This is a genomic window from Flavobacterium sp. B114r, assembly GCF_056824125.1.
In genome coordinates, this window is the sequence record NZ_CP124858.1 from 2,526,929 (window position 1) to 2,541,601 (window position 14,673).

1 protein-coding gene is annotated in these 14,673 nt (G+C 38.1%); it reads left to right on the top strand.

Going from position 1 to position 14,673, the window contains the following annotated elements; all coding sequences use genetic code 11:
• The first annotated feature begins 704 nt into the window (after nt 1–704).
• Nucleotides 705–14,663, top strand: coding sequence for a PKD domain-containing protein (locus tag QLQ94_RS10850; protein ID WP_482499746.1), 13,959 nt, complete (start codon nt 705–707; stop codon nt 14,661–14,663).
• Nucleotides 14,664–14,673: the final 10 nt, after the last annotated feature.

Sequence of the window (14,673 nt, forward strand, 5' to 3'; positions counted from 1 at the left end):
AAGATTTTTTTTTGCTTTTTAAGCTTCTGATTTATCCTTTTATTTGCCCGAAATGATAAAAACGTGCAAAATGAGCTTTTAAAGAGAAAGTCAAAAAAAATATTTATTCTACTTTCGTTCTCATTTGCCAAAGCCCCAAGGCAAATTTTCTCAACCTACGTCTTCGCTACTTGTTTTTTTGCTTTTAAAATAATGCAAAAATAAAATTTGCTTTAGATAAATTTTGTTCATAGATAATTATAGTATTCGTTAAAAAAAATTAACAGGATTTATTTTAAAATAATATAATAGTAACGAATTCTTTATCCAATTTTAAGAAGTGTTTTTTTAATCTGTTGAAAGCTGTAGACTATTTAATTTCAATTTAATTAATAAATATGAAAGCTATTCATGCAGCAAAAATCACTTTCTTTTCTAGAGATTTATATAGTCTTTTTCACGAAGTTCTTAGGGATTTTAATGCTTAATTTCTGCAATTTTAAAGGCTATTACAGAATAGTAATTTTTAATCCTATCGTATAAATGAAACTTTTTTTGTGAAAAAAAAATATTTTTAATTTTTATCATATCATTGATAATGAGCGACTTTTATCTTGTTGATTGAAGATTTGAAGTGATTACAAATAATAAATAATTCAAATCTAATAGTTGTGTTCTTTCGTATTTATAAATAAACCATTTTTTTAATTTAATGCCGTTTGCCTATGAAACTATTTTACTCTTTTTTAAATTTTAGAATTTTAAAATTTGTTTTAGTATTCTTTTTGTTTTTGCCTAATTTGTCATTTTCACAAAACTGTACTGTAAATGCAAATGTGGATACTGATGTATGTCCTGGTAATAATAATAACTTACCGATAGGTGATTTTATGCTGGTAGGGACTGCAAATGCAAGTGTAGGAACTTATTTATCTCCTCCAAAGTGGACACAAATTGGTGGTTCTGCTGTTCAAATTGTAGATCCTAATGCATTACAGACTATTGTAAGCGGTGGAGTACCCGGAAATACATATCGTTTTAGGTTATCTGCGAAGTGTGCAGATGGATATACTGTTTTTGATGACGTTTCTATTAGAATTTTGCCCATAACAGTTGCAAATGCAGGGGACGATAAAACGTATTGTCAGGGGACATACAACTTGGCAGGGAATCCTTTGACATCTGGTGAAACAGGTCTTTGGAGTATAGTAGGAGGTAATGGGGCAGGAATTAGCATTAGCAATTCTACTTCTGCAAATGCTTCAATTTCTGTTTCAGGAAATAGTGCAGGTACAACAACTCTAAGATGGACAATTACAAATTCATCTGGGGATTGTGCGACTTTTGATGATGTCATAATTTCTACATTAGGAGGTATACAGCCAGTTACAGCTGGATCAGATATAAACCTTTCAAACTGTTATTCCGCAACTCAAAGCGCAAATCTAAATGGCAGTTTTGGAGGAAATAGCCCGGGACAACAGCAGGGAACCTGGACAGTAGTTTCCGGACCAAATATACCTTCTTTTGAAAATGCAAATAATAATAAAACAACAGTCAACGGTTTAAGTGAAGGAACTTATGTACTTCGATGGACTGTTGCTGGAAAATGTGCAAATGGTGCTGACGAAATAACTATTACTGTTCCGCCGCCCACTGCAGATGTTACTAATTTAAAGAATGAAGATTTATACTTCTGTGACGGAAGAACTTCTATAGTTTTGCAGGGAACAGTTCCCTTGTATGTTAATGAAACAGTACAATGGAGCCAAATTGGCGGGCCGTCAGCAGTCATTGGAAACCCAACTGCATCTTCAACACCAATTTCTGGTATGTCATCTTTTGGACTGTATACTTTTGCTTATACTTTGACTAATAATACAACTAGCTGTGTGCAAACAGGTATATATAAAGTTAATTTAGAACAGGGCATATCTTTATCTGGTGGAGTGGATCAACGTTTAGCCTGTAATATTTCTACTGCTATAATACCTATTACTACAACGGGCAGTGGAAAAATGAGTTGGAGTATAATTGACGGACCTTCAAATCCTGCATATCCAATTTATCCAACGCCTTCTATTGATCTTAATACAAACAGTCTTACCGTTAATAATTTAGAGGTAGCAGGAACTTATGTAATAAGAATTGTAAAGGTTCCGAATTCAGGTAGTCAGTGTGTAACAGTTACTGATGATATTGCAATAGTAGTATCGCAACCTACCCTTGGTTCAAATGCCGGAACATTACAAAATCTTGCTTGTAATTTAACTACTACCAGTCTGGCGGGAAATATACCAAGTGTTGGTAAAGGTAAATGGTCTCAGGTTTCTGGGCCCTCAACAGTAGTTTTTGCAGATGTTAATGATGCTGAAACAATAGTTTCATCATTAGTAAATGGTCGTTATAAATTTAGATGGACTATATCTGGTGGTGCAGATTGTGATATCACGCAAAGTACTGTTGATGTTGTTGTAGCAAGCGATTTACCAACTACCGCAAATGCTGGAAATAATCAATCAACATGTTATGGAACTCCGGTTCAGTTGCAGGGAAATCCAACAATCAGTACAGAAACAGGAACATGGACTGTGTCACCTGATGCTGGCGTAAATATTAGTAATCTAAACGATCCAAATGCTATTGCAACTGGTTTAGCACAAGGTACAGCCTACACTTTTACATGGACAATTGCAAACGGATGTGGCAGTTCTTCTGATACTGTTGAGATAGTTACAAATAATACTCAAGGTTCAAATGCCAATGCAGGTGTAGATCAATGTCTTGAAGTTGGAACAACATCTACCGGCCTGTCTGCAAATAATCCTTCTTCAGGTACTGGCCTTTGGACACAAATTTCAGGTCCTGCTGCTGTGATAACAAACCCAAGTTTATACAATACTACGGTTACAGGTTTAAACAATGGGGACTATGAATTTAAATGGACTGTAAGTAACGCTGGTTGTAAAACAACGGAAGATACAGTTGCAATAACAATTGCTCCGGCCATTACTGTAGCTCAGGCAGGTAATGATCAAAATGTATGCGGTACAAGTGTAACAGTAACGGGTAATACTCCGGCACTAGGAGAATCTGGTTTATGGGAATTTGTAAGTGGAGGTGATGGTCCGGTTATTACCAATCCATCAAGTCCTACTACTACAATAACTGGTTTTACTTCAGGCTCATGGGTTTATAAATGGACTATTTCCAGGGGTGCTTGTACAGCTTCATCTGATTTAGTAAAATTTAATATTGATGAAGCTCCTTCACCAGCTGTTGCAGGACCGGATCAGACAATATGTAATCAGAAAAGTATAACATTGGCGGCGACAGCTCCTGCTGTTGGAACCGGAATATGGTCTTTAATAAGCGGGCCTAATTCACCTGTTTTTTCTGATTTAAAATCAGCAACCTCAAATTTATCGGGACTAATATCAGGTGAATATATCTTACAGTGGAAAACTTCGAATGGTTTTAGTTGTCCTTCAAATAAAGCTCAGGTAAAAATTAAAGTAACTGAACTAGCCGATGCGGGTTCAGATTATTCTACTTGTTTGCAAGGCTCGCTTCCGTTAGTAGGAAACAACGGAAGTACCGGAACATGGGGTCATGTTTCGGGAGGAAGTACTCCGCCAGTAGTAACTCAAACGGGGAGTAACAGCGCATCAGTTACTGCTTTATCTATAGGTACTTATGTTTTTAGATATACAATTGCTGCTCAGGGATTATGTCCAGAATCTTTTGATGATGTAAGTGTAACTATCAGTGGTGATGTGACAATTCCTCCCAATGCAGGAGTAGATCAGTCACTTTGTAGTGCTGATCTAGCATTGCAACAAATTCAGCTTGCGGCTGATTTACCACAAACAGGTACAGCCGGAAAGTGGACTGTGTTGGCAGGACCTTCAGGCGGATCATTTTCTGATGATACGAATCCTAATGCTGTTTACATGAACCCTGGTTCTGGAGTTTATGTTTTTAACTGGACAGTGAGCGCAGGAACCTGCAGCAGTTCAGATCAGGTTCGTGTAGAATATTGGGCAGAACCTTCGCCGGCTATTCCGGAAGCAGACAATGCAATTTGTGGTTCGACTACAGAACTGACTGCGATACCTCCTTTATCGGGAACGGGAAAATGGGCTCAGGTTTCAGGACCAACAACAGCAATTTTTAGCTCTCAAATTTCACCAAACACGACTGTTTCTAATTTAACTCAAACGGGGGGTGTTTATGTATTTAGCTGGACAGTTAGTAATGGACCTATCTGTGCTTCTAAAACAAATAATGTTACCATCACAGTAACGGCTGATTTAACGACGCCTATTGCAGGTTCGGATCAAACAATTTGTATAGCAGATACAGCTTTATTGGCTGCAAACATTATTACAGTAGGAACTGGCGAATGGTCTATAATCAGTGGGCCAACAGGTTCTTTTTCAAATACTGCAAGTCCTTCTTCGACCTTTACGCCTACTGATGCAGGAACTTATATATTGCGCTGGACATCGAGAAATCTTAGTTGTACTTTTTTCGATGACATGACATTAATAGTAAATTCTTTGCCATCAAATTCTATCGCAGGAAATCAAATTTCAGTATGTCAGTTTGAAGCTATAAATTTAAACGCAAATGTGCCAACAGTTGGTACGGGATTATGGACACAGTTTTCAGGACCAACACAGGCGGTTTTTAAAGATGCGACTTCGCCATCAACGGCTATTTTAGGGACAGAACCAGGAGCGTATGTTTTTAAGTGGACTACTTCAAACGGAACTTGTGAATCAAACTCAAGTACTGTTGCTGTAACAATAAATGAACTGCCTAGTTTAGCAGTTGCTGGACCGGATCAAACAATTTGTAATACGTCAACAGTATTATTAGACGGAAATATTTCTTTAACAGGAACAGGTTCTTGGTCTTTTGTAATGAATGCTGGAAATACTGCTGTAATAACAAATCCAAATGACTATAATACCACGGTAAGTAATATTTCTGCTGGTATAACACGATTAAAATGGACTATCACAAACGGTTCATGTACACCATATGCGGCCGAAGTAAATATCAATAGGCTATCAGATTTAATAACTTCTGATTTAGTTCCGGAAAGTATGATTTGCCAGGGAGGAACCCTGAATCTGAATACAACTGCTTCCGGAAGTCTGACACCTTATAGTTATCAATGGCAGGTTTCAGCAGATGGAATTTCAGGATGGTCTGATCTCCCTGGTCAATCAAATTCGTCCTACACAACTGGCAGCAGTTTACCTATTGGTGAATATTTTTACAGAGTAAATGTTTCTAATTCATGTACTCAAGTTACAAGTAATACCGCCAAATTAACGATTATTTCAGATCCTGTAGTTACCCTTCAACCTGTTGGAAATACAATTTGTTCAGGTGGTACACATACGATGAGCGTTGCTGCAACAACCACGGACTTGTCAGCAGGAACACTTAGTTATCAGTGGCAAAGTTCTGTTAATGGGACTTCAGGCTGGGCTAATGTTTCAGTAGGAAGCGGAGCAAATACAGCTAGTTATACAACTGGGGCATTAACATCAAATTTATATTACAGAGTTAGAATATTTCAATCAGCAAGTGGCTGTGAAACTTTTTCAAATTCGGCGAGAGTATTTGTAACAACCATAACAGCTCAGCCAACTACACCGGCAGCTGTTTGTATTGGAGGAACAGTATATATGAGTGTCGAAGCTTCAGTAAATGAAGGCGCAGGAATACTTACTTATCAGTGGCAAAGTAATTCAGGTTCTGGATTTGTAAACGAAACCAATGCTATGGCTACAACGGCTAATTTTAGATCAGATGCTTTAGCCGGATCTACACAATTCAGATGTTTAGTTACTTCATCAGCCACAAATTGTACTTTGACTTCGAATGTGGTTACGGCAACTGTAGTTGCAAATCCAAGTATAACAGTACAGCCAACAAGTGGAGTAATTTGTACAGGTGGGACACGCTTATTGTCTGTAACTGCAACTGGTGGTACGCCAGGTTTAAATTACAAATGGTTGAGCAGTACAGATAATTTTGCATTTACTCCAATTTCAGGAGCAACTTCGGCCACATACACTACACCTGTTTTAGCTCAGACCACTTATTATAGAGTTGAAGTTAGCGCTAGTGGAAATAGCTGTATATCAGTTATATCAAGTATTGCTGAAGTTTTAGTAATACCAGATCCTGTAGTTACCCTTCAGCCTGTTGGAAATACAATTTGTTCAGGTGGTACACATACGATGAGCGTTGCTGCAACAACCACGGACTTGTCAGCAGGAACACTTAGTTATCAGTGGCAAAGTTCTGTTAATGGGACTTCAGGCTGGGCTAATGTTTCAGTAGGAAGCGGAGCAAATACAACTAGTTATACAACTGGGGCATTAACATCAAATTTATATTACAGAGTTAGAATATTTCAATCAGCAAGTGGCTGTGAAACTTTTTCAAATTCGGCGAGAGTATTTGTAACAACCATAACAGCTCAGCCAACTACACCGGCAGCTGTTTGTATTGGAGGAACAGTAAATATGAGTGTAACGGCTTCATTAAATGCAGGTACAGGAACACTTAGCTATCAATGGCAGAGTAATTCAGGTTCTGGATTTGTAAACGAAACCAATGCTACTGCTACAACGGCTAATTTTATATCTGACGCTCTACTTGCGTCTACACAATTTAGATGTATCGTTACTTCTTCAACCACAAATTGTACTTTGACTTCGAATTCTGTTACAGCAAATGTAGTTGCAGATCCAAATATTACAGTACAGCCAACAGGTGCAGTAATTTGTACAGGTGGGACACGCTTATTGTCTGTAACTGCAACTGGTGGTACGCCAAGTTTAAACTATCAATGGTTCACAAGCACAGATAATAACGCATTTACTCTAATTGCAGAAGCAACTTCTGCTACATATACGACGCCTGTTTTAACACAAACTACTTATTACAGAGTTGATGTTGGTGCTAGTGGAAATGACTGTGGTTCAGTTACTTCAAATAGCGTTGAAGTTTTGGTAATACCAGATCCACTAATTAATACCCAACCTGTTGGAAATACAATTTGTTCAGGTGGTACACATACGATGAGCGTTGCTGCAACAACCACGGATTTGTCAGCAGGAGCACTTAGTTATCAGTGGCAAAGTTCTGTTAATGGGACTTCAGGCTGGGCTAATGTTTCAGTAGGAAGCGGAGCAAATACAGCTAGTTATACAACTGGGGCATTAACATCAAATTTATATTACAGAGTTAGAATATTTCAATCAGCAAGTGGCTGTGAAACTTTTTCAAATTCAGCGAGAGTATTTGTAACAACCATAACAGCTCAGCCAACTGTACCGACACCTATTTGTATTGGAGGAACAGTAAATATGAGTGTAACGGCTTCATTAAATGCAGGTATAGGAACACTTAGCTATCAATGGCAGAGTAATTCAGGTTCTGGATTTGTAAACGAAACCAATGCTACTGCTACAACGGCTAATTTTATATCTGATGCTCTACTTGCGTCTACACAATTCAGATGTGTAGTTACTTCATCAGCCACAAATTGTACATTGACTTCGAATGGGGTTACGGCAACTGTGGTTGCAGATCCAAGTATTAGTGTTGATCCTTCAGGAGCAACTATTTGTCCAGGAGCTACTCATAGTTTATCTGTAACGGCTGCAAACGGTACGCCAGGTTTAAACTATCAATGGTTAAGCAGTACAGATAACAGCACATTTACTGCAATTGCTGGAGCTACTTCTGCTACTTATACAACGACTGCTTTAACTCAGACTACTTATTACAAAGTAGATGTTTCTGCCAGTGGAAATGGCTGTAATACCATTACTTCAGCAGCAGCTACTGTATCAGTATTACCAGCTATTACAATTACAACTCAACCAGTCAGTTCTACGATCTGTAACGGTTCAACAGCTGTATTAAATGTAACAGCTAATGGCGGAACTGGAAATTATAACTACCAGTGGAGAAGTGCTGCAGTTTTGGCTGGTCCTTATACTGCTATAACAGGAGCTACTTCCTCTAGTTATACAACTGGGGTATTGTCTCAAAATACATACTATCAGGTAGCTGTTTCAGATGCTACTCAAAGCTGTGGAGCAGCAACAATTTCAAGTAATGCATCAGTATTTGTTACTACAATTACAACACAGCCTGTAACTCCTGCAGCTATTTGCGTTGGAGGTACAGTAAGTATGAGTGTAACGGCTTCACTAAACGGAGGTAGCGGATCGCTTACTTATCAATGGCAAAGCTCTGCAAATGGAACTTCCGGTTGGGGTAATGTTTCAGGAGGAACAGGCGCAACCAGTAATTCATACATTTCGGAAGTATTATCAGTAGATACTTTTTATCGCTGTTTAGTTACTTCATCAACAACAAATTGTACTTTGATTTCTAATGCGATAAGAGCAACAGTAGTTCCAGATCCGTCAATTACGACTGAGCCTTCTGGTGCCACTATTTGTCCGGGAGTTAGTCATACTTTGTCTGTAACGGCTGCAAATGGTACACCAGGTTTAACTTATCAATGGTTAAGCAGTACTGATAACAGCACATTTACTGCAATTGCTGGAGCTACTTCTGCTACTTATACAACGCCTGCTTTAACTCAGACCACTTATTATAAAGTTGAAGTTGCTGCCAGCGGAAATGGCTGTAATATGATTACTTCTGCAATAGCTACTGTAAGAGTATTGCCAGCTATTGTAATTACAACCCAACCCGTTGGTTCTACGATTTGTAATGGTTCGACAACTTCATTAAGTGTATCTGCTACAGGTGGATCAGGAAATTATAACTACCAGTGGAGAAGTGCTGCAGTTTTGGCTGGTCCTTATACTGCTATAACAGGAGCTACTTCCTCTACTTATACAACTGGGGCATTGTCTCAAAATACATTCTATCAGGTAGCTGTTTCAGATGCTACTCAAAGCTGTGGAGCAGCAACAGTTTCAAGTAATGCTGCAGTATCTGTTACTACAATAACAGCTCAGCCAACTGCACCGGCAGCTATTTGTGTTGGAGGAACAGTAAATATAAATGTAACAGCTTCACTAAATGCAGGTACAGGAACACTTAGCTATCAATGGCAGAGTAATTCAGGTTCCGGATTTGTAAATGAAACTAATGCTACAGCTACAACGGCTAATTTTATATCTGACGCTCTACTTGCGTCTACACAATTCAGATGTGTAGTTACTTCATCAGCCACAAATTGTACATTGACTTCGAATGGGGTTACGGCAACTGTGGTTGCAGATCCAAGTATTAGTGTTGATCCTTCAGGTGCCACTATTTGTCCGGGAGCTACTCATAGTTTATCTATAACGGCTGCAAACGGTACACCAGGTTTAACTTATCAATGGTTAAGCAGTACTGATAATAGCACATTTACTCCAATTTCAGGAGCCACTTCTGCTACTTATACAACGACTGCTTTAACTCAGACTACCTATTATAAAATTGAAGTTGCTGCCAGCGGAAATGGCTGTAATACCATTACTTCTGCAATAGCTACTGTAAGAGTATTGCCAGCTATTGTAATTACAACCCAACCCGTTGGTTCTACGATTTGTAATGGTTCGACAACTTCATTAAGTGTATCTGCTACAGGTGGATCAGGAAATTATAACTACCAGTGGAGAAGTGCTGCAGTTTTGGCTGGTCCTTATACTGCTATAACAGGAGCTACTTCCTCTACTTATACAACTGGGGCATTGTCTCAAAATACATTCTATCAGGTAGCTGTTTCAGATGCTACTCAAAGCTGTGGAGCAGCAACAGTTTCAAGTAATGCTGCAGTATCTGTTACTACAATAACAGCTCAGCCAACTGCACCGGCAGCTATTTGTGTTGGAGGAACAGTAAATATAAATGTAACAGCTTCACTAAATGCAGGTACAGGAACACTTAGCTATCAATGGCAGAGTAATTCAGGTTCCGGATTTGTAAATGAAACTAATGCTACAGCTACAACGGCTAATTTTATATCTGACGCTCTACTTGCGTCTACACAATTCAGATGTGTAGTTACTTCATCAGCCACAAATTGTACATTGACTTCGAATGGGGTTACGGCAACTGTGGTTGCAGATCCAAGTATTAGTGTTGATCCTTCAGGTGCCACTATTTGTCCGGGAGCTACTCATAGTTTATCTATAACGGCTGCAAACGGTACACCAGGTTTAACTTATCAATGGTTAAGTAGTACTGATAATAGCACATTTACTCCAATTTCAGGAGCCACTTCTGCTACTTATACAACGACTGCTTTAACTCAGACTACCTATTATAAAATTGAAGTTGCTGCCAGCGGAAATGGCTGTAATACCATTACTTCAGCAGCAGCTACTGTATCAGTATTACCAGCTATTACAATTACAACTCAACCAGTCAGTTCTACGATCTGTAATGGTTCAACAGCTGTATTAAATGTAACAGCTAATGGCGGAACTGGAAATTATGCATACCAATGGAAACGCGCTACAGTTCCGGCTGGACCTTATATTGATATAGCAGGCGCTACTGCAGCCACTTATACAACTGATGCATTGTCTCAAAATACCTACTATCAGGTAGCTATTTTAGATGGTACACAAAGTTGTGACGCTGCAATACTTTCAAATAATACAGCTGTTTTTGTAACAACAATAACGGCTCAGCCAACTGCACCTGCAAATATTTGCGTTGGAGGAACAGTAAATATGAGTGTAACAGCTTCATTAAATGGAGGAACAGGAACACTTAGCTATCAATGGCAGAGTAATTCAGGTTCCGGATTTGTAAATGAAACCAATGCTACAGCTACAACGGCTAATTTTGTATCAGATGCTTTAGCCGGATCGACACAATTTAGATGTATCGTTACTTCTTCAGAAACAAATTGTACTTTGATTTCTAATGCGGTTACAGCAACTGTAATTCCTGATCCGTCAATTACGACTGAGCCTTCTGGTGCCACTATTTGTCCGGGAGCTACTCATAGTTTATCTATAACGGCTGCAAACGGTACACCAGGTTTAACTTATCAATGGTTAAGCAGTAATGATAATAGCACATTTACTGCAATTGCTGGAGCTACTTCTGCTACTTATACAACGACTGCTTTAACTCAGACTACTTATTACAAAGTAGATGTTTCTGCCAGCGGAAATGGCTGTAATACCATTACTTCAGCAGCAGCTACTGTATCAGTATTACCAGCTATTACAATTACAACTCAACCAGTCAGTTCTACGATCTGTAACGGTTCAACAGCTGTATTAAATGTAACAGCTAATGGCGGAACTGGAAATTATGCATACCAATGGAGAAGTGCTACTGTTTTGGTTGGTCCTTATACTGATATAGCAGGAGCTAATTCATCCAGTTATACAACCGGGTTATTGTCTCAAAATACATACTATCAGGTAGTTGTTTCAGATGCTACTCAAAGCTGTGGAGCAGCAACAATTTCAAGTAATGCTGCTGTTTTTGTAACAACAATAACAGCTCAGCCAACTGCGCCTGCAAATATTTGCGTTGGAGGAACAGTAAATATGAGTGTAACAGCTTCATTAAATGGAGGAACAGGAACACTTAGCTATCAATGGCAGAGTAATTCAGGTTCTGGATTTGTAAATGAAACCAATGCTACAGCTACAACGGCTAATTTTGTATCAGATGCTTTAACCGGATCAACAGAATTTAGATGTTTAGTTACTTCATCAGCAACAAACTGTACTTTAATCTCTGATGCCGTGACAGCAATAGTAATTCCGGACCCTGTTATTGCGGTTCAGCCAATAGGTGGGGATATTTGCAAGGGAGGAACTTTTGTACTGACATCTAATGTTACAAGTGGATCTGGAAATTATAGTTATCAGTGGCAAAGATCTATGGACGGAAGTTCATGGGCAGATGTTACTGATGGTACAGGAGGGCTTACCACGACTTATACAACTGGAATTCTTACCGAAAGTTTCTTTTACAGACTTCAGGTTAGCAATTTAGGTATTGGCTGTAACATAGTAAATTCTAACGCTGTGAAAGTGGCTGTTTATGAATCTCCTGCTATTAATTTACAACCAGTAGACGCTACTATATGTACCACTCAAAGTTATACCTTGTCTGTAAATGCTTCAGGAAATATTCCATCAGGTATTTTATTGTATCAGTGGCAGACAGCAACAGCTTTAGCTGGACCATTTTCTGATGTAGTTGATGGTTCAGGAAGTGAAACTGCATCTTATACTACGCCTATTTATAGTACAATTGGGGAACGTTATTTTAGAGTTTTGGTTTCTCAGGCACAATCAGCATGTCAAACTATTTCTGATCAGATTATGTTAAGTGTTGTTGATTTTCCTGCTGCTCCAATAGGGCAGATAACAGAAATGACTTCATGTGATACAGAATTTGGTACTATTACCATTTCTAATCCTTCTTTAGGTTCGGGATATGAATATAGCATGGATGGGATTACATTCCAAACTAGTAATGTTTTTACAGGTCTTACTCCTGGAAATAAACAAACTTATGTTAGAAGAATTGGATTAAATAATTGTGTTTCTCAAAGTACTTCATTTGTTTTGAATAACAGGATTTGTGCTGGTAGTGAGACTTTTGTTTCAATACCGGGTAATACGGGAGGAAATACAGGACCACAAACTATTTTGGATTCTGACTCAATTAACGGTATAATTTTGAATCCTGCTGATGTAATCGTGACAGTGGATTCTAAATCTGATTATTTAATATTTAATCCTCAGACCAATAAAATAAGTGTAGCCCCTGGAACACCAGCAGGCACCTATACGTTCACCTATACTATTTGTGAGAAAATAAATATGATGAATTGTGCTACTGCTACAGAAACTATTGAAGTGATAGTAACAGAAATTATTGCGAACGACGATGTGAGTGATGTTATTAATGGTCTGGATGGTTCAGATAATATTTTGAATGTCTTAGGTAATGATATATTAGATAATATTGCGCCTACTTTATCTCAAGTAAAGATTACCGTAGTCACACCAGCAAAAATCATTGAATCCCAACAAGTGCCAATTCTGGATCCTGTTACAGGATCAGTAAGTGTTCCGGCAGGAACTTCATCAGGAGTTTATACCATTGTATATGAAATCTGTGAAAATCTAAATGCTGCAAATTGCGATCGTGCGACCGTTACAATCACTGTATTAGAACCATCAATTACTTTAGTAAAACGCGGTGTTTTCTCTGATACAAATGGAGATGGTTATGCACAGCCTGGTGAGTTAATTAAATATTCATTTTTGATTACAAACACAGGAGGAATTGATTTGAACAATGTAATTGTTACAGATCCAAAAGCAGTTATAAGCGGTAATCCAATTGCGATTTTAAAAGCTGGCCAATCAAATGACACCAACTATACAGGTGTTTATGTTTTAACTCTTGTAGATATTAATGCAGGTCTTGTAGAAAATCAGGCTTTAGTTAGTTCTGATACATCAAAAGGAACGGTAATTAAAGATCTGTCAGATAGTGATGATCCGACATTGTCAGGGAAAAATGATCCCACAATAACAAAATTACCTCAAAATCCTCGTTTAAAATTATTGAAACAAGGAATATATCAAGATGCAAATCATGATGGAGAGGTAAGTGTAGGGGATCGTATCAATTACGTTTTTACAGTGATAAATTCAGGAAACGTTACGATCACGGACATTGTAGTTTCTGACCCTATGGTTACAGTTTTAGGTGGGCCAATTTCTTCACTTGATCCTTTAGCTTTTGATGCAAAAACTTTTACAGCAAGTTATTTTCTTACACAAGAGGATATTGATCTGGGAGCTGTTTATAATTTAGCTTTTGTTAGCGGAATAGATCCAAATGGAAAAAATGTGGATAGTGACTCCGAAGATGTAGCACCATTAGATCCAAATGATATAAATTATATACCAAGCTGTCCTAATTGTACTGTGACAACTTTGGAACAAAAATCTAGTATTGCCTTAATTAAGACCGCTGTATTTAACGATGAAAATAAAAACGGAAATGCTGAGGCAGGAGAAACCATTACTTATAGTTTTGTTGTCACCAATACAGGAAATGTTAGGCTGACAAATATCATGATTAAAGATCCGCTTCCCGGAATTGTTATAAACGGTGGCCCAATATCTCTGGCGCCAGGAGAAAGTGACAGTACAACTTTTAAAGCAATTTACACTACTAAACAAAGTGATATCAATGCAGGAAAAGTTTCTAATCAAGCTTTTGTAACAGGGGAGAATCCTTTAGGTGTTATTGTAAGGGATGCTTCTGATGATACTGACAACCTAGGAGATAATCCAACAATTTTGACATTATCAGGGTGCACAATAAAAGTTTTCAATGCTATATCTGCAAATGGGGACTCTAAGAATGAAAGATTTTATATCCAGGGTATCGAATGTTATCCGAACAATACTGTTGAGATTTACAATCGTTGGGGAATTTTGGTATTCGAGCGCGAAAATTATAATAACGAAGAACGTGCTTTTAGAGGAATATCTGAAGGACGCGTAACAGTGAAACAATCGGATGGATTACCAGATGGAACCTATTATTATATTCTAAAATATAAAGACAGTGATTCCAATCCTTATCAGCAAGCAGGATATTTATACCTTACTAAGTAATAGTGAAAAC

Coding starts and splice junctions, on each gene's coding strand:
- QLQ94_RS10850 (WP_482499746.1), top strand. CDS start 705: ATGAAACTATTTTACTCTTTTTTAAATTTTAGAATTTTAAAATTTGTT.